A 22,064-nucleotide genomic window follows, 5' to 3' on the forward strand; every position below is an offset into this window, starting at 1 on the left:
CTGGGCAGGGCCGAACGCGCAAACGGCAGCGGATCATCGGCAAAACAGGGGCGCAATCTACCGTTTTCACCCGAAAATTGCCACTTGAACAGACGTTTGAATGTTGCCATAGTGGCCGGGAATGTGAACAAATTGCAGCCAATCCCAGGCGCCATCGGCCCGACAGATCACAAGGAAGAGAGAGATGCAGCAGCCATTGGAACAGGCCGTCGCCGAGACGATTCTGCAACGCTTCGAGTCGTTTTACAGCCGGTTTCTCGAAATCACCCAGGGCAGCAAGAGTCGCTTCGAGAACAGCGACTGGCTTGGGGTGCAGCTCGCCGGGCGCGAGCGCATTCGCCTCTACGATCACCACGTCGGCGCCACCACGGCACTGATCAAGCAGATGATGGGGGCTACCCTGCCGAGCCAGGCCCTGCTCAAGCAGGTGAAGGGGGCGTTCAGCGATCTGCTGCCCAAGTGCGAGAACTTCGAGGTGGCGGAGTCCTTCTTCAACTCCGTCTATCGCCGCATTTTCCGCCATCGCAACATTCGCGACGAGAACCTCTACATCCACCCGTTTCGCAGCCGGGGAGAGCACCCCGACCTGAGCGCCCTGCTGCGCATCTATCGCACCGATCTCGCCCACCTGCCACAGACCCTGAGCCAGCTACTGGGGGATTACAGCTTCACCCTGCCCTATGAGGACAAACAGCGGGATATTGTCGACATCCAGCGCCATCTTGCCGAGAACGGGCCGGCCATCCTGCACGATGAGCCGTTCGCCATCGAGCTGCTCAAGGAGGTGTTCTACCGCAACAAGGGGGCCTATCTGGTGGGGCTGATCCGGGTCAAGGGGCAGGTTTTTCCCTTCATCCTGCCGCTGCTCAGCACCGGCCAGAGCATCTATGTGGACACCGTCATCTTCGAGCCTGAGCTCGCCTCCATCGTGTTCGGCTTCGCCCGTGCCTACTTCATGGTCTATGCCCCCGTGCCGGCGCTGTTCGTGCTGTTTCTGCGCCAGATCATGCCCCACAAGCCGGATTACGAGATCTACAACGCCATCGGTTGCCAGAAGCACGGCAAGACCGAGCTCTATCGCCACTATCAGCAGCACCTGGCCCAGAGCCGGGAACAGTTCGTCATCGCCCCCGGCATCAAGGGGATGGTGATGAGCGTGTTTACCCTCCCCTCCTATGACGTGGTGTTCAAGGTGATCAAAGACGAGTTCACGCCCCCCAAGGATGTGAGCCACGAGCAGGTGAAGGCGAAGTACCGGTTGGTAAAGCAGCACGACCGGGTGGGTCGCATGGCCGATACCCAGGAGTTCACCAACTTCGAGTTTCCTCTCGATCGCATCTCGCCGGAGCTGTTGGCCGAGCTCAAGACGGTGGCCCCCTCGGCGCTGACCCTCACCGACGACAAGCTGGTGATCAAGCACCTCTACACCGAGCGCAAGATGATCCCGCTCAACCTCTATCTGGACAAGGCGGACGAGCAGCAGACCCGGCTCGCGCTGGAGGAGTATGGCAATGCCATCAAGCAGCTGGCGGCGGCCAACATCTTTCCGGGCGACATGCTGTTCAAGAACTTCGGGGTCACCCGGCACGGTCGGGTGGTGTTCTACGACTACGACGAGATCTGCTACATGACGGAGTGCAACTTCCGCCAGATCCCGCCGCCGCGCTATCCCGAGGATGAGTGGAGTGCCGAACCCTGGTACTCGGTGGCCCCCAACGACATCTTCCCCGAAGAATTCGCCACCTTCTTGCTGCAAAAACCCCAGGTGCGCGACATCATGATGCAGCTGCACAAGGAGCTGTTCGATGCCAACTACTGGAAGATGCTGCAAAGCAACATCAAGGAGGGGGTGTTCGAGGATGTCTATCCCTATCGGCGCAAGAAGCGCTTCAAGTTTCAGCGGGGGGGCTAGCCTGTCCGGGAGCCCAGTTGCAAAAGGGAGTGCAAATAGCAAAAGGGACGCCGTGGCGTCCCTTTTGCGTTGGGCCGTCAGCTCGCGCTACGACAGCCCCTGACAAAACCGTCAGTTACTTGGCGGCAGGCATGGCGTCGAAGGTGAGCAGCGCCGCCTTGTTGGCGTCGCTCAATACCAGCTGCTGACCGCTGATCTGGAAGCTCGCCACTTTCTCCAGCTTTTGCAGATAGAGCATCTCCTTGCCGGCCAGATCGCCCATGCACATCATGCGGGTCGAACCCATGGGGCCCAGCGCCAGCACGCCGTCACCCTGCTGGGTGATGGCGCCGAAATAGCGGTTGCAGCCGCCCTTGCCCGCCACCTTGTCACCGGCGACTTGCAGGGTAAAGGTGTCGCCGCTCGCCCCTTGCAGTTGCCAGGTGGAAGCTTGCAGTTGAGTCAGCTTGGAACCAGTTGCCATGGCGCAGCCTCCCAGGGCCAGTACGGCCAGCAGAGTCAGTTTTTTGTTCATGGGTTCACCTCTTGATATCAGCAAAATAGGGGAAGAAACATGGTGATGGGGGCCTGTGTATCATGAGAGCGGAGCAAATCAAAACTGTTTTATTGTGATCGGGGTTCCCTTTACTACCAGCTGGCATGTGCCATGCTTGTATTCCTGTTCCGGACCCAGGGAGGGGAAAAGAATGGTTCATCGCGGCTTTCCGGGGAAGGCCGCCTTGATTTTCAGAAAAAAGTATTCTGAGTCCCTAAATCCATATGCCATACGCTTTATCACTTTGATCTTGTTGTTCACCCCTTCCAGCACACTCGTGTGCATCGGGTAGTTTGCACTCGCCAGGATCCCCCGCATATATTTCGATAAATTTCGACCAAATCGTTGCAGCGGCGCTAGCCCGCTTTCCTTCACCTGCCGCATCCAGCTCCGCCATCGTCGCCATCCTTCCCACACGCTCGGCGCATACCAGATGCCCTTCAACGCCTCTTTCAGCACGTACACCATCGCCAGCGGTTGATTCGCCGCCAACAGCTCCTGCAACTTCACATCCTGTTTTTCACTCAGCTTCGCCCGATTACGTAGCAGCAACCAACGCGCACTTTTGACCACTTTTCGCGCCGGTTTATCGCTTTTCAGTGCATTCGCCTGCTCCACTCGCACCCGGTCCACCACCTCTCGGCCATAGCGAGCCACCACGTGGAACAGGTCGTAGACCACCTCCGCCTGCGGGCAGTGTTGCTTCACCTCCAGGTCGAACGCCGTGTTCATGTCCATCGCCACCGCCTCAATCTGCTGGCATCGCTCGCCGAGCTGCTCGAAGAAGGGACGGATAGCGGCCCGGCTGTTGCCGTGCCCCACCCACAGGACGCGGGTTCGCTCGGCATCCATGATCACGGTGGCATAGCGGTGTCCCTTGTGCAGGGCAAACTCATCCATCACCAGCCGCCGCACCTCCCCAAGTTCGATGGTGCCCACACTGGTCTGCAAACGGCGCTTGTCGATCTCCTTGATGGTGTGCCAACCGACCCCGGTGAGCTGGCTGACATGGCGGATGGGGAGGTACTGAACGAGCGCTTCAATCCAGCACTGCATGCGCCGGGTGAGGCGGGAGCCAGAGGGGAGCCAGTCGATATGTTCACTGACGCGACCACAGCGCAGACAGTCGACGCGGCGAACAGGCAGTTGTAACCAGACTTGTCGGTCAAATAGGTCTCGCTCACGCACCCGGCGGATACGTTGGTCGTGGATCAATGGCGTGGGTTGCAGGCATCGGCGACAACGGGGCAACAGGTCGGCGCGAGGCTCAAGGGTAAACAGGGTGTGATGGTTGGCAGAAAGCGCTTGGGCGATGACGGTATAACCTGGCCAGAAGGAGGCAATATCAATATGATGCACGGCGACAGCAGGGTGATGGTGGTGGTGTGTTTGGAGACAGCCAGTTTACCAGCACCCTGTCTGTCAACTTCCACTTCCCCAAGATCCCGCGAAGAACCAAAAGAATGGTCAAATCATCCGTCATCGCACTCGTCTCATGCCTCAGCCTTACCGCCCAGGCCGCCGACTGGGATTTCCTCAAGAACGACGCCAACAGCCAGCTCTACGTCAAGAGTTACTCCGGCGTGCTGCTCGACAATCAGGCTCATCACAACGACAGTTTCGATCTCTGGCTCATCAATACCGGCTATCAGTATCCGCTGCACGATGGCGTCAGCCTCTACATGGAAGCAGGCCCGGCCATCGGCCCCAGCAGCGAGCAATCGGGCTACAACCTGAGCTCGGGGGTGCGCTATCAGCTCTCCCCCATGCTCAACATCGGCAGCCAGCTCAAACAGCTGGAAGTGAACAAACCCAGCACCCTGCTGGAGCTCAACACCAGCCTGCTGCTGACCCCGCAACTGGCCATCACCGCCAATTACGGTGTCAGCGCCTTTAGCACCGAACAATCCCTCAGCGTCGGGGTCGGCTTCAACTTCTAGCGGGATCAGATCAGCCGGGTGGCGCTCACCAGCACGCCGTTGAGATCGGCGTAGACGTAGTCACCCGGATGTATGGTCACCCCGGCAAACGACACCACGGCATCCAGTTCCCCTTGTCCCCGCTTCTCGGTTTTGACCGGACAGGGCGCCAATGCCTTGACCCCCAGCGCCAGTGTCGCCAGCGTGCCCACGTCGCGCACGGCGCCGTAGATCACGATGCCTTCCCAGCCCTGCTCCGCCGCCTTGATCGCCAGCTGATCGCCGAGCAGGGCGCGGCGCAGGGAGCCACCGCCATCGATCACCATCACCCGCCCCTGCCCGGGCCGGTTGACCAGCTCCCGCACCAGGCTGTTGTCCTCATAGCAGGAGAGAGTGACCGCCTGGCCGTGAAACAGCGCCTTGCCACCAAAATTTTGAAACAGCGGCTCCGCCACCTGCAGAGCATCGCCGTACTCGTCACAGAGATCGGGCAGTAGATCCAGCATCATAAGTCTCCTTCCATGGACATGAATTCGCTCATTCTTTCATCAAGCAGAGTCCCTGACAATCCAGTGGGATTCAATTCTGCCCAGATGGTGTGGCTCCCCCATCAGCAACACTGGCAGCAGCCACAGTTCCCCCTGTTCCACCCAGTAGATGGCATTCTGGCTAAAGCGGGCCGCCAGCCGGATGGCCTCGCTGCGCGTGGAGGCCAGCAGCAGCGACGACTCCTGCCAGCTTTCATCCAGCGAACTGCCCCGACAAGGCCCCATCACCTGCCAGCGAGGAACCGCCGCAATGGCCCGCCACAGGGCCCACTGACGGCGGGTATTGCGACGCATTCCCAGCTGGCGACTGGCAGGATTCCAGGCCGTCACAATGGCGTAGGCAGGCCATTTCGGCGCCGAAAAGGGTGCAATAAAGCAGATTTTTCTGTAGTTTTCCCACAAATTCATGTCAACCACATGTTACATTCCATTACATTTTATAGGGGCGAAAATGGGGGCAACCCCAAGTATCATGCTGTGAACTCAGGGTTTGACCTATATCAAACCAGAGTTAAAAAGTTGCTATCTGACGGCAAAGAGTGTTGTTATGCGCCTGTTAACTGATAAAATGCAGCCACTTTTGTAATGGACTACCTTTCCAGGCTTCTCTCGATCAGACTTATTGAGAGCCTATGTGTGGCACAGGGATGTTTGCCAACGCTGATGCCAAATTCGCGATAATCCGACCTGACATTCATACCCAGGATGACGTAATAAATTTTCAGGACCGGTCGGGTAACGCCAAAGAGTGTTAAAATTTAGATAACTAACTGATAAGAATCTGGGAATACTCATGCAAACACCACACATTCTGATCGTCGAAGACGAACTGGTCACTCGCAATACTCTGAAAAGCATCTTCGAGGCAGAGGGCTATATCGTGCTCGAAGCCAACAATGGCGACGAGATGCATCAGGCTCTGACTTCCCACACCATCAATCTGGTGATCATGGACATCAACCTGCCGGGCAAGAATGGCCTGCTGCTGGCACGCGAGCTGCGTGAGGACGACAACATCGCCCTGATGTTCCTGACCGGTCGCGACAACGAAGTGGACAAGATCCTGGGTCTGGAGATCGGTGCCGACGATTACATCACCAAGCCGTTCAACCCCCGTGAGCTGACCATCCGTGCCCGCAACCTGCTGAGCCGCACCATGAACGTGGCCGCCGGTGGCGAAGAGAAGAAGCTGGTGGAGCGTTACCTGTTCAACGGCTGGGCACTGGACATCAACAGCCGCGCCCTGGTCAGCCCGGCTGGCGACATGTTCAAGCTGCCGCGCTCCGAGTTCCGCGCCATGCTGCACTTCTGTGAAAACCCGGGCCAGATCCAGACCCGTGCCGAGCTGCTCAAGAAGATGACCGGCCGTGAGCTCAAGCCCCACGACCGCACCGTGGATGTCACCATCCGCCGTATCCGCAAGCACTTCGAGAGCGTCAACGACACTCCGGAGATCATCGCCACCATCCACGGCGAAGGCTATCGCTTCTGCGGCGAGCTGGAGCAGGAGTAATCCTCCCTCCTCCCGAGTTGAAAAGGCGCCGTTGGCGCCTTTTCCATTTCTGTGCCTTTCAGGGTGGCCGAGCTGACACTATCGCCGGCATCAAAAAACAGACAACAAAAAGCCCACTCGCAGGAGTGGGCTTTTTGCATGAAGGCTGGAGCGGGCAGCGGGAATCGAACCCGCATCATCAGCTTGGAAGGCTGAGGTAATAGCCATTATACGATGCCCGCCTGGCATCAAAAACTTGCTTGGTGTGATGGGGAAACCCCACAACAGACAGCCGTTTCGGCTGGGGTGACAACGGCCTTGACCATTATCTGGAATTTGGAGCGGGTGATGGGAATCGAACCCACGTATGCAGCTTGGGAAGCTACCGTTCTACCATTGAACTACACCCGCGTCAGGGCCTCTACTATATGCATTTTGCCGCCGAGCGCAATCACCTCGATACGGTTTTTTACCGTAAATCAATCTGTTCGACCAACTAATGAGCAGCGCGCCGCTTTTTCAATCAACCGTTTTCACAAGCCGGAATTTACAAGGTTGCCAAGCCTGGGGGGCGAGGATAGTCTTGCGCCACTCGACGCGAGGATGGTGGTAATGGATAAAAAAACGCAAAAACGACTCTATGGCTGGTTGCGCAATCAATCGAGCCACGGCCGGCGCTGGATCGGCCTCTCCATCGGCTTTGGCCTGGGTCAGGGTATCCTGATGGTGGCGCAGGCCTGGCTGCTGGCCACCCTGCTGCACGGTTTCATCATCGAAGGCACCACGCCGGCGCAATCCATTCCCCTCTTCATCGCCCTGCTGTTGGTGACCCTGACCAAGGCCGCACTGGCTTATGGTCGCGAGGTGGCCAGCTTCAAGGCCGGCAGCGCGGTGCGCCAGGCCATCCGCGAGCTGGTGCTCACCCGCCTCGGCCGCTTGGGACCGGCCTACATCCAGCGTCGACCGGCCGGCAGCTGGGCCAGCCTGCTGCTGGAACAGATTGAAAACATGCAGGATTTCTTCTCCCGCTATCTGCCGCAGATGGCGATTGCCGTGTTTATTCCGGTGGTGATCCTGGTCGCCGTGTTCCCGGTCAACTGGGCAGCCGGCCTGATCCTGCTGGGCACGGCGCCGCTCATTCCGCTGTTCATGATCCTGGTGGGGGTCGGCGCCGCCGATGCCAACCGCCGCAACTTCCAGGCGTTGGCCCGTCTCTCTGGCCACTTCCTCGATCGCCTAAAGGGGCTGCGCACCCTGCAGCTCTTCATGCGCACCCAGGCGGAAGGGGATGCCATTCGCGATGCGTCGGAAGATTTTCGCGAACGCACCATGGAGGTGCTGCGCCTTGCCTTCCTCAGCACCGCCGTGCTGGAGTTCTTCGCCGCCCTCTCGGTGGCGCTGGTGGCCGTCTACTTCGGTTTCTCCTATATCGATCACCTGAACTTCGGCCACTATGGCAGCAAAGTTACCCTGTTTACCGGCCTGTTCGTGCTGTTTCTGGCCCCCGAGTTCTATGCCCCGCTGCGCGAACTCGGCGCCCACTACCACGCCAAGGCGCAGGCCATCGGCGCCGCCGAACAGCTGCTGGAGTTTCTCGAAGCCGAGGTGGCGGAACCCGCCTCAGGCCATGCGCCCTTCCATGCCGACGCCCCCATCAAGGTAGAAGCCAAAAGCCTTGAAGTGCTGAGCGCCGAGGGCAAGGTGCTGGTCGGCCCCATCGACTTCACCCTGGCGTCCGGCTCGCGCACCGCCCTCATCGGCATCAGCGGCGCCGGCAAGAGCTCGCTGGTCAATGCCCTGCTCGGCTTTGCCCCCTATCGCGGCGAGCTCAAGGTCAACGGCCAGGAGCTGGCCAGCCTCGACATGAGCCAGTGGCGCCGCCAGCTGGGCTGGCTCTCCCAGAACCCGCAGCTGTTCCACGCCTCGCTGCGCGACAACCTGTTGCTGGCTAACCCCTCCGCCAGTGACAGCGAACTGGAGGAGGCCCTGAAACGGGCTCAGGCGTGGGAGTTTGCCATGGAGAAAGGGCTCGACTATGCGGTGGGGGATCAGGCCGGTGGCCTCTCGGTCGGCCAGGCCCAGCGCCTCGCCCTGGCCCGTACCCTGCTCAAGTCCACCCAGCTGATGGTGCTGGACGAGCCGACCGCCAGCCTGGATCGCCACTCCGAGCGGGCCATCATGACCACGCTCGAACAGGCCGCGGCAGGCCAAACCCTGCTGATGATCACCCACCGCATCGACCAGCTCACCAAGATGGACCAGATCCTGGTGCTGGAGCGTGGCAAGCTGGTGGAGCAGGGCAGCTTCCAGCAACTGAGTACCGCGCAGGGGCCGTTCGCCCGCCTGCTCTCCCAACGTAACGAGGGTTCTCTCGATGACTGATCTCTTGCCGTTTCTGCGCCTCTATCGCCAGCACTGGCTGAGCCTCTCCCTCGGCCTGCTGCTGGCCCTGGTGACCCTGGTGGCCGGGATGGGACTGCTGTCGCTCTCCGGCTGGTTCCTCTCCGCCGCCGCCGTTGCGGGGATGGCGGTCGCCAGTCGCGACACCTTCAACTACATGACGCCGGCTGGCGGGGTACGCTTCTTCTCCATCATCCGCACCGCCGGCCGCTGGGGTGAGCGGGTGGTGAGCCACGACGCCACCTTCCGGGTGCTGACCCGGTTGCGGGTCTGGTTCTGGCAAAAGCTCTCGCCACTCTCCACCGGCGCCCTGGCAGGCTTTCGCCAGGCGGATCTGCTCAACCGGCTGGTGGCCGACATCGACGCCATGGACCACGTCTACCTGCGGCTGGTCACTCCCATCGGTGCGGCCCTGCTCAGCAGCGCCGGTCTGGTGTTCTTCCTCTCGCTGTTCGATGCCGACCTGGCCCTGATACTGGGCGCCATCCTGCTGTTCGGCATGCTGGCCCTGCCGCTGGTGTTCTACTTCCTCGGCCGCCACCCCGGTCGCCAGCTGATCGCCGAGAAGTCCAACCTGCGTACCCGTCTGGTGGACTATCTGGATGGCCAGGCCGAGCTGCAGATGTTTGCCGCCGCCCCCCGGGCGCGTGACGAGCTGCAGCAGGCCGAACAGGCGCTGATCCAGGCCCAGGCCCGCATGGCCCGGGTGAGCGGGCTGGCCAACTGCTCGGTGCAACTGCTGAGTGGCTGGACCCTCACCCTGATGCTGTGGCTGGCCGGTCACGGGGTAGCAGGCGCCGCGCCGGATCCCATCACGGCGCTGATGGTGTTCGCCACCCTGGCCAGCTTCGAGGCGCTGATGCCGCTGGCCGGTGCCTTCCAGCACCTCTCCACCAGCCTCACCTCGGCCCGCCGCCTCAACGAGATCCTGCAGGAGGCCAAGGCCCCCGAGTGGGGCCACGAACAGCGCCACGCGCCACAGGGGGCGTTGCAGATAAGCGACCTCTACTTCAGCTACCCAGGCAACCCGCAGCCGGTGCTGCGCGGCTGCACCCTGCAGTTGCAGGCCGGTGAAAAACTGGCGCTGCTGGGCCAGACCGGCTGCGGCAAATCGACCCTGATGGGACTGCTGACCCGCGAATGGAACCCGCAGGCCGGCAAGATCCTGCTCGATGGCAAGCCGCTCACCGACTACAGCGAAGGGGCGCTGCGCGCCTCCCTCTCGGTGGTGAGCCAGCGGGTGCACCTGTTTGCTGATACCCTGCGCGGCAACCTCAAGCTGGCCGCCCCCCATGCCAGTGACGAGCAGCTGGTGCAGGTGCTGACCCAGGTCGGCCTTGCCAATCTGCTGGAAGATGACAACGGCCACAGCGACAGCGGGCTCGATGCCTGGCTGGGGGATGGCGGTCGGCCGCTCTCCGGTGGCGAGCGCCGCCGCATCGGCATCGCCCGCGCCTTGCTGCACGACGCGCCGCTCTGGCTGCTGGATGAGCCGACCGAGGGGCTCGACAGCCAGACCGAGCGGGAGATCATGGATCTGCTGTTCAAGCTGGGGGCGGATCGCACCCTGCTGCTGATCTCCCACCGTTTGCTGGGGCTGGAGCAGATGGACCGGATCGCCCTGATGGAAGAGGGGCAGATCCGCCTCTGCGCCCCCCATCAGACGCTGCTGGCGGACGACTACTACCGCAGCCTGCATCAGCGGCTAGCACCGGCCTGATGAGCAACGAGAGAGGGGCGCCCGGTGCGCCCCTCTCTCATGACACCGGGCCAGTCATCTTTGCCGGCAGCGTGCAGCTGCACGGGCAACACACGGCCGGATCCTGGTCACACCCCGCCCATACGGCTAAAAATGGGGCTGGTCGACACCGTCGACTGGCCCCTATAATGGCTCCTTCGTTATTCCACAAGATGCCGACATGGAGCGCCTGCGCCTTGCTACTGTCCTCATCACCGACACAAGATACGAGACGATGAAACGCCTGATCCTGATGATGCCCCTGATTGCCTCCGGCTGCGCCGACTTTGCCTTCAACAGCAATCTGGACAAAGAGAACTTCGACGAGTACTTCAAGCCGGGCAGCGTTCAGATCTATGAACAGGGCCAGCTGGCCGATCTCAACTACCTCTATCTCGGCACCGTCGAAGGGGAGTCCTGCCAGAGCGATGCCAAGCAGCCGATCCCCAACGCCGGCGAGGCCCGTACCCTGGCTCGCCGCCGCGTGGCCGACATGGGTGGCAACGGCGTCACCTTCGACAAGTGCGCCGAATTCAGCGACACCCCGGGCTGCCTGAAGCAGGTGATCTGCTACGGCCAGGCGCTGAAAGTCGCCACCGAGAAATAAGCGTCAACGGTAAGGAGCCTGCATGGCACTGGCCATCGTTCGCCTCGGCACGCCCCGCCTGCCCGACGAGGGACTGCGGATCGGCACCGTGCGCCGCCCGCCCCGTGGCGTGCCCAAAACCGAGTTTGCCAGCCAGGATTGGTACGACGTCTGGTTCCCCAATCTCGCCCCCAGCAACGACACCATGAAGCTGGGCCAGGCTGCCGCAACGCCCGCCCAGTGGAGCGCCTTTTGCAAACAGTACAAGGCCGAGCTGGCGACCCCTGCCGCCAGACACGATCTGGCGCTGCTGGCCGCCCTCTCCCACACCACCAACCTGTCGGTGGGCTGCTACTGCGAGCAGGAGTCCCGCTGTCATCGCGCCATCTTGCGCGAGCAAATGACCGCTGCCGGCGCCGCCATGCGGGCTGAATAGCAGTGCTCACACCAGACAGAAAAGGGCATCTCTCGATGCCCTTTTGCTTTGCTGCCACACTTGCTGGCCGCTACCAGACAAGCTGACGCAGCCGCGTCTCCTGCTCGGCGGTGATGCCGGCGGCCACCACGGCGTCCGGCGCGCCGGCCAGCCACTCGGCCACGTCCGCCACCGTCTCCTCCAGCGGCCGAAAGTTGAGGCCCTGCACGATGGCCGCCTCGGCACTGATGCGGCCATAGCCTGCATACTCGGGCTGCTCATTGGGCAACAGGGTCGGATAGCTCTGCCAGGGCTCAACCCCGGCGGCCAGCAGCGCGGGCCAGGGCGCCCACTCCGGCGCGATCGAGGTCGCAGGTGCCAGCCTGGCGGCCAGGCGATCCACCCAGTCGTTCAGCGCGATACCGGGCTTGACCAGATTGAAGATGCCGCTCAATTGCTGCTCGGCGGCCCGCAGCACGAACTCGGCGCAGTCGCGCACGTCCAGATATTGCAGCCGGTCTTCCCCCTGCCCCGGCAGCAGCCAGGGGCCGCCCTGCTGCACCCGCTTCACCCACCAGGCCAGTCGGCCGGTGGGATCATGGGGGCCGCACAAGACACCTGGGCGCAAAACGCAGAGCCGCTCGCCCCAACGGGAGCGGTACGTGGCCTCGCACAGCACCTTGAGGGGGCCGTAATCCTCCGGCATCTCCCCCTCGGCAATCTCGTGCAGCGGCGCCGACTCGTCCTGCCCGGGCTGGGCGAAGTCGCGATAGACGCTGATGGTGGAGATGAAGATCAACCGCTCGCAGCGCCCGAGCAGGGCGGCCGAGAGGCTCGCCGCCTGTTCGGGGCGATAGCAGCAGGTGTCGATGGCCAGATCCCAGCTTCCCTGATAGCGATGCAGCGGGGTCAGGTCCTGATCCCGGTCCCCCTGCAGCTGGCTGAGCTCGCGCCAGTCCGGATGCTGGCGTCGGCCGCGATTGAACAAGGTCACCTCGTGGCCCCAGTCCAGCGCCAGCGCCGTGAGATGGCGCCCCAGAAATCCGGTGCCGCCGATGATCAGCAGTTTCATCCCTGTCTCTCCTGTGCGGCGCGGCCCCTCTCCTGTGGTCACGCCGGTTGTAGCGAGCCGCCCTGCTGGCGGACGCGCCGTTCACTCATCCTGCGCCCACCCTACGCAACTTGGCGGCGCGATACAGCCCCGAAGCGGCCGGGATGCGAGCGGGATCACGGCAAGCAGGCAGCCACCGGCCGGCGGGCAAGCCTGCGTTTTAAGGGCCGCTGTGCTACATTGCCGGGGTTTTCAGTCAGGATCCGCCATGAAGTTCGAAATCGACACCCTGGGTATCATCCGCTCTCCCTACAAGGAGAAGTTCGCCATCCCGCGCCAGCCCGGTCTGGTCAAATCGGCCCGCGCCCGCCTCGAGCTGCTGCCCCCCTACGATCAGCCGGACGTGCTGCGCGGCATCGAGCAATTCTCCCACCTCTGGCTCAGCTTCGTGTTTCACCAGACCATGGCGCAGGGCTGGCACCCGACCGTGCGCCCGCCACGGCTGGGCGGCAACGAGCGAGTCGGAGTATTTGCCACCCGCTCCACCTTTCGTCCCAACCCGCTCGGTCTCTCGGTGGTCGAGCTGCACGGGGTCGGTCGTGAGCGCGGCAAACTCTGGCTCGAGCTGGGGGCGGTGGACCTGCTCGATGGCACCCCCATTGTCGACATCAAGCCCTACATTCCCTATGCCGACAGCCTGCCGGATGCTCGCGGCGGTTTCGCCCCCGATGCCCCCACCCCGCCGCTGGCGGTGAGTTTCAGCCCCGAGGCGGAGCAGCAGCTGCAACCCTGGCTCAAGGCCCACCCCGAGCTGCGCCTGCTGGTGAGAGAAGTGCTGGCCCAGGATCCCCGCCCCGCCTACAAGAAAGGCAAGCCGGATGACAAGGAGTACGGCGTCAGGCTGTTTGACTGCAACGTGCGCTTTCGCATCAGCGAGCCCAGTTGCCAAGTGCTCGCCATCGAGCCGGCCCAGTGAGCCAGCCATAAAAAAAACCACCCGCCCGGGTGGTTTTTTGTTGCTTGCCGCTGCTCGGCCCCCCTTACAAACGGGTGAGCAGCAGGCTGCCAATGGAGTAGCCGGCGCCGAACGAGCAGAGCACGCCACGCGCCCCGGCGGGAAGGTCGCCGTTGTGGAGGTGGAAGGCAATGATGGAGCCTGCCGAGCTGGTGTTGCCATAGCTGTCGAGAATGACCGGTGCCTCCTGCTGGCTGGCATCGTGGCCGAGCAGCTTGCGGGCGATGAACTGGTTCATGGTCAGATTCGCCTGGTGGAGCCAGAGCCGGCTCAGGGAATCCGCCGACCAGCCCTGCTCGTCGAGCTGGCCGGCAATCTGGTCGCACACCAGCGGCAGCACCTCCTTGAACACCTTGCGCCCCTGCTGGCGGAACAGCTTGTCGTCGCTGTAGCGGGTGCGCGGGCTGAGTCGGTTCAGGAAGCCGAAGTTGTTGCGGATGTTGTTGGAGTACTGGGTCACCAGCTTGCTGGCCACCAGTTGCCAGGGGTTGGCCGCCTGGCAATCGGCCTCCCGCTCCAGCAGCACGGCGGTACAGGCGTCGCCGAAGATGAAGTGACTGTCCCGATCGCGGAAGTTGAGGTGCCCCGAGCAGATCTCCGGATTGACCACCAGCGCCAGTTTGGCGCTGCCGGCCGCCAGCATGTCTGCGGCGGTCTTGATGCCGAAGGTGGCGGAGGAGCAGGCCACGTTCATGTCGAACGCCATACCGCCCGCCCCCAGATAGTGCTGCAGCTCGATGGAGAGGGCCGGATAGGGGCGCGGCATGTTGGAGGCGGCGACAATCACCAGATCGATCTCGCCGGGCTCGCGACCGGCGGCGATCAGCGCCTGCTCGGCGGCGGCCACCGCCATCTCCACCATGATGGAGGGCTTGTCATCGGGCCGCTCAGGCAGCAGCGGCTGCATGATGTCGGGATCCAGCACCCCCTCCTTGCTCACCAGATAACGGCTCTTGATGCCGGAGGCCTTCTCGATGAACTCACTGCTCGAGTGCTGCTTGGCGGGCAACTGGCCGGCGTCGATGGCGGAGGCGTTCTCCTCGTTGTAGAGATCCACGTACTGGTTGAAGGCGGCCACCAGCGCTTCATTGCTGACGGCAAAGGGAGGGGTATAGAGGCCTGAGCCACTGATCACGATAGAGGTCATCTTTGCTCCTCGCCGGGTTCACTCCCGGCTTGTTGGTCTGTTCGGGTAGAGAGGGTCACAGCTGGTCGATGGCCGCAGCCAGACCCGCCAGGGTCAGCGGGTGCATGCGCCCGCCGATCAATTCGTTCATCAGCTTGATGGAGGGGTGCCAGAGCCACTCCCGGCGCGGGGTGGGGTTGATCCACACCAGCTTTGGAAAGTGCTGCTGCAGGCGGGCCAGCCACACCTGACCGGCCTCCTCATTCCAATACTCGACGCTGCCGCCAGGCCAGGTGATCTCGTAGGGGCCCATGGTGGCATCCCCCACCAGGATCACCTTGTAGTCGCTGCCGTAGGTGCGCAGCAGGCGCAGGGTATCGAAGCGCGCCTCGTGCCGGCGGGCGTTGTCCTGCCAGACGAAGTCGTAGAGACAGTTGTGAAAGTAGAAGTACTCCAGATGCTTGAACTCGTGGCGCAGGGCCGAGAAGAGGCGCTGCACCTCGGCCACGTGGGCATCCATGGAGCCCCCCACATCGAAGAAGACCAGCAGCTTGACCCCGTTGTGGCGCTCGGGCCTGAGCTTCACATCGAGCCAGCCCTGTCTGGCCGTGCTCTGGATGGTGTCGTCGAGATCCAGCTCGTCGGGATTGCCCCGGCGCACCCAGCGCCTGAGCTTGCGCAGCGCCAGCTGAATGGCCCGCTGGCCGAGCGGCGAGTCGTCGCTGAAGTTGCGGTAATGCCTTGCCTCCCACACCTTGACCGCCTTGCCATGCTGGCCCTCTCCCCCCATGCGGATCCCTTCCGGGTGAAAACCGCCGTGGCCGAACGGGCTGCTGCCGCCGGTACCTACCCATTTGTTGCCGCCGGCGTGACGCTCCTTCTGCTCGTTCAAGCGCTGGTTTAGGGTCTCCAGTAGCTGGTCGAGCCCGCCGAGGGATGTGAGCAACGCCTTCTCCTCTGGGCTCAATAGCCGCTCGAACTCCTGGCGCAACCACTCCTCGGGCAGGCTCTCCGGTAACAGGGGGATGGCGGCCAACCCTTCGTAATACTCGGCGAAGGCGCGATCGAAGCGATCATAGTGAGCCTCGTCTTTCACCAGCAGGCAGCGGGAGAGCTGGTAGAACTCGTCCATGTCGAGGCTGGCCAGCCGGGCTGCCAGCGCCGCGTGCAAGTCCAGCAATTCGCGCAGGCTGCAGGGGAGCTTGTGACGGCGCAGATGGGTAAAAAAGTCGATCAGCATGGGTCAGCTGCCGCGTCTGGCCAGAAAAGCGAGCTTCTCAAAGAGATGCAGGTCCTGCTCGGTCTTGAGCAGGGCGCCATAGAGGGCAGGCACCAGTTTGCCCGGCTCGCGGGTGCGCATCGCCTCGGGGGCGATATCGTCGGCCAACAGCAGCCGGATCCAGTCCAGCAGCTCCGAGGTGGAGGGCTTTTTGCGCAGCCCCTCTACCTCGCGCAGCTCGAAGAAGAGATCCATCGCCTCACCGAGCAGGCTCTCCTTGAGGTTTGGGTAGTGGAGCTTGACGATGGCCTGCATCTCGGCCTTGTCGGGGAAGCGGATGTAGTGGAAGAAGCAGCGGCGCAGGAAGGCATCCGGCAGCTCCTTCTCGTTGTTGGAGGTGATGATGACCACCGGCCGCTGCTGGGCCTTGATGCGCTCGCCGGTCTCGTAGACGTCGAACTCCATCCGATCCAGCTCTTGCAGCAGATCGTTGGGGAACTCGATGTCCGCCTTGTCGATTTCATCGATGAGCAGCACCGGGCGCTGGTCGGCGGTGAAGGCCTGCCACAGCTTGCCCCGACGGATGTAGTGGCTGATCTCCCCCACCCTGGGGTCGCCAAGCTGGGAGTCACGCAGCCTGGCCACCGCATCGTACTCATAGAGTCCCTGCTGGGCCTTGGTAGTGGATTTGATGTGCCAGGCAATCAGCTCGGTGCCCAGATGGCGAGCCACCGCTTCAGCCAGCTCGGTCTTGCCTGTGCCGGGTTCCCCTTTGATAAGCAAGGGCTTTTCCAGCAAGATGGCGGCATTGACCGCCATCTTGAGCGATTCAGAGGCGAGATAGCGATCGCTTCCTGCAAATCCCATAACGTCCATTCCTTTGACGATGAGAGACCTTTTTGAGATCGAGGCCCCAATAAGAAAGAATAAGCTCTATATCTTGTAATAACATATTGTTATAACAAATCGTCACTTCTCATTCAGAAACCACAGGGTAATCTTGTTTCATCGCCGTAACAAACAGGGATAGCACCATGAGCAAAATTTTTGAGGACAACAGCCAGACCATAGGTCACACCCCGCTGGTTCGTCTCAACCGTGTTACCAAGGGCCGCGTGCTGGCCAAGATTGAGAGCCGTAACCCGAGCTTCAGCGTCAAGTGCCGCATCGGCGCCAACCTGATCTGGGATGCCGAGAAACGCGGCGTCCTGACCAAGGGCAAGGAGATCATCGAACCCACCAGCGGTAACACGGGTATTGCTCTGGCCTTCGTGGCCGCCGCCCGTGGCTATCCCATCACCCTGACCATGCCGGCCACCATGAGCCTGGAGCGCCGCAAACTGCTCAAGGCACTCGGCGCCAATCTGGTGCTGACCGAAGGGCCGCTCGGCATGAAGGGGGCCATTGCCAAGGCCAACGAGATCCTCGAATCCGAGCCGGGCAAATATGTGTTGCTGCAGCAGTTTGAAAACCCGGCCAACCCGGAAATCCACGAGAAGACCACTGGCCCCGAGATCTGGGATGCCACCGATGGTCAGGTGGATGTGTTTGTGGCAGGCGTCGGCACCGGCGGCACCATCACGGGTGTCTCCCGCTACCTGAAACAGACCAAGGGCAAGGCGGTGGTCTCCGTCGCCGTCGAGCCGAGCGAATCGCCGGTGATCAGCCAGCGTCTGGCCGGTCTTGAAATCAAACCCGGTCCCCACAAGATCCAGGGAATCGGTGCCGGCTTCATCCCGGGCAACCTGGACCTGACCCTGCTGGACCGCGTCGAGCAGGTGAGCAGCGATGATGCCATCGAGATGGCTCGCCGCCTGATGGAAGAGGAAGGGATCCTGGCCGGGATCAGCTCAGGCGCCGCCGTGGTGGCCGCAGCCCGCCTCGCCGAACTGCCGGAATTTGCCGACAAGACCATCGTCGTCATTCTGCCGAGCGCCGCCGAACGTTACCTCTCCAGCGCTCTGTTTGCCGGGGTGTTCAGCGAGCAGGAACTGCAGCAATAAGTGATCGGATTATTTCAAAACAACGGCGCTCCCAGGAGCGCCGTTTCTTTATGGGCTAGACTGAGCACTTGGCAGCGCCAGTCGACCCCTTATTTTTCGGGGTAAAATAACAAGCAACCCAGCGACAAAAAAAGCAGACATTCTGTGATAAATCTCATATCCTGTGCCGCGTCACGAGGTGTTTGCCGACTAGGTATCACAAAGTAACAAAGTGTTATTTTTCGTTATAAAATAATTTCAAGCCAGCATTGACGCGGCTTGTAGAGCGATAACGGAAAAGAGTTGAGGCAGACACCGAATACTGCACAGAAAATTGACCTGGATTAAACCATTGCAGGTCTGATTTCGTTACTTTACAACATATCCATACTGACACGGTGCGAGAAGGAAGCGTCAAAAGCGTCCCTCACACCAAAAAATATCAATAATATGGGGTGAAACCATGTACGAGAAGTCTGTTGTTATTACTGCTGAAAACGGCCTGCACACCCGTCCGGCAGCTCAGTTCGTGAAAGAAGCCAAAGAATTCCAAAGCGAGATCACTGTGGTCTCCGGTGGCAAATCCGCCAGCGCCAAGAGCCTGTTCAAGCTGCAGACCCTGGGCCTGACCAAAGGCACCAACGTGACCATCCAGGCCGACGGCCCGGACGCTCAGAAAGCCGTTGAGAAGCTGGTTGCCCTGATGGACGAGCTGGAGTAATCCAGCTTTATTCCTCCCCCACAGTCGTTTTAATAGGAAGGATTATGATATCTGGCATTCTTGCGTCCCCCGGTATCGCATTCGGCAAGGCGCTTCTTCTGAAAGAAGATGAAATCGTTATCAATCAGGGCAAAATCGCTGCCGAACAGATTGATGCCGAAATCAACCGCTTCCTCGAAGCCCGCACCAAGTCAGCCGCACAGCTGGAAGCCATCAAAGAGATGGCCGGTCGCACCTTCGGTGAAGAAAAAGAGGCCATCTTCGAAGGCCACATCATGCTGCTCGAAGATGAAGAGCTGGAAGGGGATATCAGATCCTTCATCAAAGACAACAAGGCCACCGCTGACAAGGCCATCTACGAGGTCATCGAGCAGTACGCGAAGATGATGGCCGAGCTGGATGATCCCTATCTGCGCGAGCGCGCCACCGACTTCCGTGACATCGGTACCCGTCTGGTCAAGAACGTACTGGGCATCGCCGTTGTCAACCTGAGCACCATCGACGAAGAGGTGATCCTGGTCGCCAAAGACCTGACCCCGTCCGAAACCGCTCAGATTAACCTGAAATACGTGCTGGGTTTCGTCACCGACATCGGTGGCCGTACTTCCCACACCTCCATCATGGCCCGCTCCCTGGAGCTGCCGGCCATCGTGGGTACCAACGACATCACCGAGCGCGTCAAGAATGGTGACGTGCTGGTGCTGGACGCGATCAACAACCAGATCATCATCAATCCGACTGCCGAACAGCTGAACGAAGCCAAGCAATTCCAGGCCCAGTTCCAGGCCGAGAAAGATGAACTGGCCAAGTTGAAAGATCTGCCTGCCATCACCCTGGATGGCCATCAGGTCGAAGTGTGCGCCAACATCGGTACCGTCAAGGATACCGAAGGTGCCATCCGCAACGGCGCCGAGGGCGTGGGTCTGTACCGTACCGAGTTCCTGTTCATGGACCGTGACGCGCTGCCGACCGAAGACGAGCAGTTCAAAGCCTACAAAGAAGTGGCCGAAGCGATGCCGGATCAGCCGATCATCGTGCGCACCATGGACATCGGCGGCGACAAAGAACTGCCCTACATGAATTTCCCGAAAGAGATGAACCCCTTCCTGGGCTGGCGTGCCGTGCGGATCTTCTTCGATCGCGCCGACATCATGCACGCCCAGCTGCGGGCCATCCTGCGTGCGTCTGCCTTCGGCAAACTGCGCATCATGTTCCCGATGATCATCTCTGTCGAAGAGTTCCGCAGCCTGAAGGCTACCGTAGAGACGCTGAAAGCCGAACTGCGCGCCGAAGGCAAAGCCTTTGATGAATCCATCGAAGTGGGTATCATGATCGAGACCCCGGCTGCTGCCGTGATGGCTCATCATCTGGCCAAGGAAGTGGATTTCTTCAGTATCGGTACCAACGACCTGACCCAGTACACCCTGGCTGTCGACCGTGGTAACGAGATGATTTCCGCCATGTACAACCCGCTGTCACCCTCCGTCCTGACGCTGATCAAGATGGTTATCGATGCATCCCACGCCGAAGGCAAGTGGACCGGTATGTGTGGTGAACTGGCTGGTGACGAGCGTGCCACCCTGCTGCTGCTGGGTATGGGTCTGGATGAGTTCTCCATGAGCGCCATCTCTGTACCGCGTATCAAGAAGCTTATCCGCAACACCAACTTCGAAGATGTGAAGGCCATGGCTGATCAAGCGCTGAGCTTTGCCACCGCCGCCGAAATCGAAGCCTGTGTAGATAACTTTATTAAGCAGAAGGCAGTCTGCTAAGATCGGCTGCAAACAGCGACAATCATCTCTAGGAGCTTTTACTATGGGTCTGTTTGATAAACTGAAGAAACTGGTTTCCGATGACAGTTCTGATACCGGTGGCATCGAAATCTTTGCCCCGCTGTCAGGCGAAATCGTACCGATCGAAGATGTGCCCGACGTAGTCTTCGCCGAGAAGATCGTCGGCGACGGCATCGCCATCAAGCCGGCTGGCAACAAGATGGTTGCGCCGTGCGACGGCACCATCGGCAAGATCTTCGAGACCAACCATGCGTTCTCGCTGGAATCCGACTCTGGTATCGAGCTGTTCGTTCACTTCGGTATCGACACCGTTGAGCTGAAAGGCGAAGGCTTCAAGCGCATCGCCCAGGAAGGTCAACAGGTCAAGCGCGGTGACACCATCATCGAGTTCGATCTGGCCGTTCTGGAAGCCAAAGCCAAATCTACCCTGACTCCGGTGGTCATCTCCAACATGGACGAGATCAAAGAGCTGGTGAAGATGACAGGTGCCGTGACCGTGGGCGAGACCCCGGTGATCCGCATCAAGAAATAATGCCGCATGGGCCCAGCGCCCGTCGCTGCAACAAAAAACCGAAGCCCAGGCTTCGGTTTTTTTATGGGCGTTTTCCGGCTAGGCCCTGCCGAATACCACCCGGTTGCGACCGTTGCTCTTGGCCTGGTAGAGCGCCTTGTCCGCCACTTGCAGCAGGCTGTCGCTACTATGGCCATCGCCTCGGGTGGCACAACCCAGACTCATCGTCAGGGAAAAACTCTGCCCCTCCCACGCGACCACATGGTCGACAAACTGCCGGCGCAACTGCTCGGCTCGCTCGACCACCTGTTCAGCGTCCACCCCAGGCAGGATCAACAGAAACTCCTCCCCGCCCCAGCGGGCCAGATGCTCTGCGGGCTGCAGCTGCCGCGCCATGATGCGCGCCACCTCGCACAGCGCCGCATCCCCGGCGGGATGACCGTAGCGGTCATTGATCTGCTTGAAGTGGTCGATATCGCACAGGATCACCGAGAAGGGCGCCCCCTGCAGCCAGAGCGCCTGCAACTGCTGGCCAGCAGCACGCCGGTTGCCAAGCTCGGTCAGCGGATCGGTACAGGAGAGCCGGCTCACCTCCTCTATCATGCAGTGCAGGTCGTGGATGTCGCGCAGCGTCACTATGTGCCAGCCCGGCATGGCATCCGCCGTCAGCTGGGCCGTGATGGTAAACCAGCGCTGCTGGCCGCTCTTGCAGTAGAGACTGGCGTTCATCTCGGCCACCGCCGCGCCGTTGGCCAGGCTGGTCATCACCGCCTGGTTCCAGCGCTCAATCGCCTGGGCCCTGCTCTCTTCATCGCGATAGACGGTGGCAAACCAGCTGGCCATGTCGGGTAGATCCGTCAGGTCATAGCCCAGCTGAGTCACGAAGGCCCGGTTCACGAACCTGTGATGGCGGGCCGGGATCTCCGACAGTCGAGTGGGTATGCTGCCCAGCGTCTCGCTGCAGGCGGATTCCGAAATCAGGATCGGAAACGGGATCACGTCGAAGGAGCGAAACAGGATCTGCTGCAGCTCGGTCAGGATCACAGGATCGGTGATGTTCAAGGTAACTCCCTTACCAAGGTATCGTTCAAAGGTAAGTGA

General features: G+C 61.1%; 21 protein-coding genes and 2 tRNA genes. 12 read left to right on the top strand and 11 right to left on the bottom strand.

What is annotated here, in order from left to right:
• Nucleotides 1-184 precede the first annotated feature (184 nt).
• Nucleotides 185-1,912 carry a bifunctional isocitrate dehydrogenase kinase/phosphatase gene (aceK, locus tag ACPW75_RS13180; protein WP_024943685.1) on the top strand — a complete coding sequence of 576 codons (1,728 nt, stop codon included), beginning with the start codon at nucleotides 185-187 and terminating at the stop codon, nucleotides 1,910-1,912.
• Nucleotides 1,913-2,027: 115 nt separating this feature from the next.
• Here the strand turns inward: aceK and ACPW75_RS13185 are convergent, their stop codons facing one another.
• Nucleotides 2,028-2,426, bottom strand: a complete 399-nt coding sequence (locus ACPW75_RS13185; RefSeq protein WP_024943684.1) for an META domain-containing protein — start codon at nucleotides 2,424-2,426, stop codon at nucleotides 2,028-2,030.
• Nucleotides 2,427-2,603: 177 nt separating this feature from the next.
• Complete coding sequence (locus ACPW75_RS13190) at nucleotides 2,604-3,806, bottom strand: ISL3-like element ISAeme19 family transposase (RefSeq protein ID WP_084865641.1); 1,203 nt, start codon at nucleotides 3,804-3,806, stop codon at nucleotides 2,604-2,606.
• A 104-nt stretch (nucleotides 3,807-3,910) separates the two neighbouring features.
• Between ACPW75_RS13190 and ACPW75_RS13195 the strand changes: the two genes are divergently transcribed.
• Complete coding sequence (locus ACPW75_RS13195; protein ID WP_076360198.1) at nucleotides 3,911-4,387, top strand: hypothetical protein; 477 nt, start codon at nucleotides 3,911-3,913, stop codon at nucleotides 4,385-4,387.
• Between the two features lie 5 nt (nucleotides 4,388-4,392).
• Here ACPW75_RS13195 and ACPW75_RS13200 read toward each other — a convergent pair whose 3' ends face one another.
• On the bottom strand, nucleotides 4,393-4,872 hold the full coding sequence (locus ACPW75_RS13200; protein WP_011706822.1) for a putative 4-hydroxy-4-methyl-2-oxoglutarate aldolase: 480 nt from the start codon (nucleotides 4,870-4,872) through the stop codon (nucleotides 4,393-4,395).
• 42 nt (nucleotides 4,873-4,914) lie between these two features.
• The gene (locus tag ACPW75_RS13205) at nucleotides 4,915-5,331 is read right to left on the bottom strand and encodes a DUF3293 domain-containing protein (RefSeq protein WP_077096372.1); all 417 of its coding nucleotides are present in this window, start codon (nucleotides 5,329-5,331) and stop codon (nucleotides 4,915-4,917) included.
• Nucleotides 5,332-5,707: 376 nt separating this feature from the next.
• Here ACPW75_RS13205 and arcA point away from each other — a divergent pair, with 376 nt between their 5' ends.
• Nucleotides 5,708-6,427 (top strand): two-component system response regulator ArcA, encoded by a 720-nt coding sequence (gene arcA, locus ACPW75_RS13210; RefSeq protein ID WP_011706824.1) that lies wholly within the window; start codon nucleotides 5,708-5,710, stop codon nucleotides 6,425-6,427.
• Nucleotides 6,428-6,573: 146 nt separating this feature from the next.
• Here arcA and ACPW75_RS13215 read toward each other — a convergent pair.
• Together ACPW75_RS13215 and ACPW75_RS13220 are read right to left on the bottom strand one after the other, a co-directional pair.
• Nucleotides 6,574-6,648 (bottom strand) — tRNA-Gly (locus ACPW75_RS13215).
• Between the two features lie 95 nt (nucleotides 6,649-6,743).
• Nucleotides 6,744-6,817: transfer RNA gene (locus ACPW75_RS13220), tRNA-Gly, on the bottom strand.
• 201 nt (nucleotides 6,818-7,018) lie between these two features.
• Between ACPW75_RS13220 and cydD the strand changes: the two genes are divergently transcribed.
• The 4 genes from cydD (at nucleotide 7,019) to ACPW75_RS13240 (ending at nucleotide 11,566) form a co-directional block, all read left to right on the top strand.
• Nucleotides 7,019-8,788 carry a heme ABC transporter permease/ATP-binding protein CydD gene (gene cydD / locus ACPW75_RS13225; RefSeq protein WP_077096373.1) on the top strand — a complete coding sequence of 590 codons (1,770 nt, stop codon included), beginning with the start codon at nucleotides 7,019-7,021 and terminating at the stop codon, nucleotides 8,786-8,788.
• Nucleotides 8,781-10,526: a heme ABC transporter ATP-binding protein/permease CydC gene (gene cydC / locus ACPW75_RS13230; RefSeq protein WP_077096374.1), complete on the top strand. Its 1,746-nt coding sequence runs from the start codon at nucleotides 8,781-8,783 to the stop codon at nucleotides 10,524-10,526. The genes cydD and cydC overlap by 8 nt, the downstream gene beginning before the upstream one ends.
• A 253-nt stretch (nucleotides 10,527-10,779) precedes the next feature.
• Nucleotides 10,780-11,151 carry an Rcs stress response system protein RcsF gene (rcsF, locus tag ACPW75_RS13235; protein WP_010633326.1) on the top strand — a complete coding sequence of 124 codons (372 nt, stop codon included), beginning with the start codon at nucleotides 10,780-10,782 and terminating at the stop codon, nucleotides 11,149-11,151.
• Nucleotides 11,152-11,173: 22 nt separating this feature from the next.
• Nucleotides 11,174-11,566 carry a DUF488 domain-containing protein gene (locus ACPW75_RS13240; RefSeq protein WP_077096375.1) on the top strand — a complete coding sequence of 131 codons (393 nt, stop codon included), beginning with the start codon at nucleotides 11,174-11,176 and terminating at the stop codon, nucleotides 11,564-11,566.
• A 70-nt stretch (nucleotides 11,567-11,636) separates the two neighbouring features.
• Here the strand turns inward: ACPW75_RS13240 and ACPW75_RS13245 are convergent, their stop codons facing one another.
• Nucleotides 11,637-12,617: an NAD-dependent epimerase/dehydratase family protein gene (locus ACPW75_RS13245; RefSeq protein WP_077096376.1), complete on the bottom strand. Its 981-nt coding sequence runs from the start codon at nucleotides 12,615-12,617 to the stop codon at nucleotides 11,637-11,639.
• A 247-nt stretch (nucleotides 12,618-12,864) separates the two neighbouring features.
• Between ACPW75_RS13245 and tsaA the strand changes: the two genes are divergently transcribed.
• Entirely contained in the window at nucleotides 12,865-13,572 is a 708-nt protein-coding gene (tsaA, locus tag ACPW75_RS13250) for a tRNA (N6-threonylcarbamoyladenosine(37)-N6)-methyltransferase TrmO (protein ID WP_190284000.1), read from the top strand.
• 64 nt (nucleotides 13,573-13,636) lie between these two features.
• On the opposite strand, the gene ACPW75_RS13255 is transcribed toward tsaA, so the two are convergent.
• Genes ACPW75_RS13255 through ACPW75_RS13265 form a run of 3 tightly spaced genes read right to left on the bottom strand, consistent with a single transcriptional unit; the run spans nucleotide 13,637 to nucleotide 16,823 of the window.
• Nucleotides 13,637-14,758 carry a beta-ketoacyl-ACP synthase III gene (locus tag ACPW75_RS13255; protein ID WP_077096378.1) on the bottom strand — a complete coding sequence of 374 codons (1,122 nt, stop codon included), beginning with the start codon at nucleotides 14,756-14,758 and terminating at the stop codon, nucleotides 13,637-13,639.
• A 55-nt stretch (nucleotides 14,759-14,813) separates the two neighbouring features.
• Nucleotides 14,814-15,977, bottom strand: coding sequence for a vWA domain-containing protein (locus tag ACPW75_RS13260; RefSeq protein WP_077096379.1), 1,164 nt, complete (start codon nucleotides 15,975-15,977; stop codon nucleotides 14,814-14,816).
• Between the two features lie 3 nt (nucleotides 15,978-15,980).
• Nucleotides 15,981-16,823 carry an AAA family ATPase gene (locus tag ACPW75_RS13265; protein ID WP_077096380.1) on the bottom strand — a complete coding sequence of 281 codons (843 nt, stop codon included), beginning with the start codon at nucleotides 16,821-16,823 and terminating at the stop codon, nucleotides 15,981-15,983.
• 167 nt (nucleotides 16,824-16,990) lie between these two features.
• On the opposite strand from ACPW75_RS13265, the gene cysK reads away from it, so the two are divergent.
• From cysK to crr, 4 genes are all read left to right on the top strand, one after another.
• Complete coding sequence (gene cysK / locus ACPW75_RS13270) at nucleotides 16,991-17,959, top strand: cysteine synthase A (protein WP_042871008.1); 969 nt, start codon at nucleotides 16,991-16,993, stop codon at nucleotides 17,957-17,959.
• 442 nt (nucleotides 17,960-18,401) lie between these two features.
• Nucleotides 18,402-18,659: an HPr family phosphocarrier protein gene (locus ACPW75_RS13275; RefSeq protein WP_005303128.1), complete on the top strand. Its 258-nt coding sequence runs from the start codon at nucleotides 18,402-18,404 to the stop codon at nucleotides 18,657-18,659.
• Between the two features lie 44 nt (nucleotides 18,660-18,703).
• Nucleotides 18,704-20,431, top strand: a complete 1,728-nt coding sequence (gene ptsI, locus ACPW75_RS13280; RefSeq protein WP_011706834.1) for a phosphoenolpyruvate-protein phosphotransferase PtsI — start codon at nucleotides 18,704-18,706, stop codon at nucleotides 20,429-20,431.
• A gap of 43 nt (nucleotides 20,432-20,474) precedes the next feature.
• Nucleotides 20,475-20,984 (top strand): PTS glucose transporter subunit IIA, encoded by a 510-nt coding sequence (crr, locus tag ACPW75_RS13285; RefSeq protein WP_005303134.1) that lies wholly within the window; start codon nucleotides 20,475-20,477, stop codon nucleotides 20,982-20,984.
• Between the two features lie 78 nt (nucleotides 20,985-21,062).
• On the opposite strand, the gene ACPW75_RS13290 is transcribed toward crr, so the two are convergent.
• The gene (locus tag ACPW75_RS13290) at nucleotides 21,063-22,025 is read right to left on the bottom strand and encodes a sensor domain-containing diguanylate cyclase (protein ID WP_179101428.1); all 963 of its coding nucleotides are present in this window, start codon (nucleotides 22,023-22,025) and stop codon (nucleotides 21,063-21,065) included.
• Between the last annotated feature and the right edge of the window lie 39 nt (nucleotides 22,026-22,064).

The organism is Aeromonas sp. FL131 (genome assembly GCF_049860615.1).
In the GTDB taxonomy this organism is placed as follows: Bacteria; Pseudomonadota; Gammaproteobacteria; order Enterobacterales; family Aeromonadaceae; genus Aeromonas; species Aeromonas hydrophila.

What these genes read in the sequence shown, in the direction of transcription:
- aceK (WP_024943685.1), top strand. Translation starts at nt 185, where the DNA reads ATGCAGCAGCCATTGGAACAGGCCGTCGCCGAGACGATTCTGCAACGC.
- ACPW75_RS13185 (WP_024943684.1), bottom strand. Translation starts at nt 2,426, where the DNA reads ATGAACAAAAAACTGACTCTGCTGGCCGTACTGGCCCTGGGAGGCTGC.
- ACPW75_RS13195 (WP_076360198.1), top strand. Translation starts at nt 3,911, where the DNA reads ATGGTCAAATCATCCGTCATCGCACTCGTCTCATGCCTCAGCCTTACC.
- ACPW75_RS13200 (WP_011706822.1), bottom strand. Translation starts at nt 4,872, where the DNA reads ATGCTGGATCTACTGCCCGATCTCTGTGACGAGTACGGCGATGCTCTG.
- arcA (WP_011706824.1), top strand. Translation starts at nt 5,708, where the DNA reads ATGCAAACACCACACATTCTGATCGTCGAAGACGAACTGGTCACTCGC.
- cydD (WP_077096373.1), top strand. Translation starts at nt 7,019, where the DNA reads ATGGATAAAAAAACGCAAAAACGACTCTATGGCTGGTTGCGCAATCAA.
- cydC (WP_077096374.1), top strand. Translation starts at nt 8,781, where the DNA reads ATGACTGATCTCTTGCCGTTTCTGCGCCTCTATCGCCAGCACTGGCTG.
- rcsF (WP_010633326.1), top strand. Translation starts at nt 10,780, where the DNA reads ATGAAACGCCTGATCCTGATGATGCCCCTGATTGCCTCCGGCTGCGCC.
- ACPW75_RS13240 (WP_077096375.1), top strand. Translation starts at nt 11,174, where the DNA reads ATGGCACTGGCCATCGTTCGCCTCGGCACGCCCCGCCTGCCCGACGAG.
- ACPW75_RS13245 (WP_077096376.1), bottom strand. Translation starts at nt 12,617, where the DNA reads ATGAAACTGCTGATCATCGGCGGCACCGGATTTCTGGGGCGCCATCTC.
- tsaA (WP_190284000.1), top strand. Translation starts at nt 12,865, where the DNA reads ATGAAGTTCGAAATCGACACCCTGGGTATCATCCGCTCTCCCTACAAG.
- ACPW75_RS13255 (WP_077096378.1), bottom strand. Translation starts at nt 14,758, where the DNA reads ATGACCTCTATCGTGATCAGTGGCTCAGGCCTCTATACCCCTCCCTTT.
- ACPW75_RS13260 (WP_077096379.1), bottom strand. Translation starts at nt 15,977, where the DNA reads ATGCTGATCGACTTTTTTACCCATCTGCGCCGTCACAAGCTCCCCTGC.
- ACPW75_RS13265 (WP_077096380.1), bottom strand. Translation starts at nt 16,823, where the DNA reads ATGGGATTTGCAGGAAGCGATCGCTATCTCGCCTCTGAATCGCTCAAG.
- cysK (WP_042871008.1), top strand. Translation starts at nt 16,991, where the DNA reads ATGAGCAAAATTTTTGAGGACAACAGCCAGACCATAGGTCACACCCCG.
- ACPW75_RS13275 (WP_005303128.1), top strand. Translation starts at nt 18,402, where the DNA reads ATGTACGAGAAGTCTGTTGTTATTACTGCTGAAAACGGCCTGCACACC.
- ptsI (WP_011706834.1), top strand. Translation starts at nt 18,704, where the DNA reads ATGATATCTGGCATTCTTGCGTCCCCCGGTATCGCATTCGGCAAGGCG.
- crr (WP_005303134.1), top strand. Translation starts at nt 20,475, where the DNA reads ATGGGTCTGTTTGATAAACTGAAGAAACTGGTTTCCGATGACAGTTCT.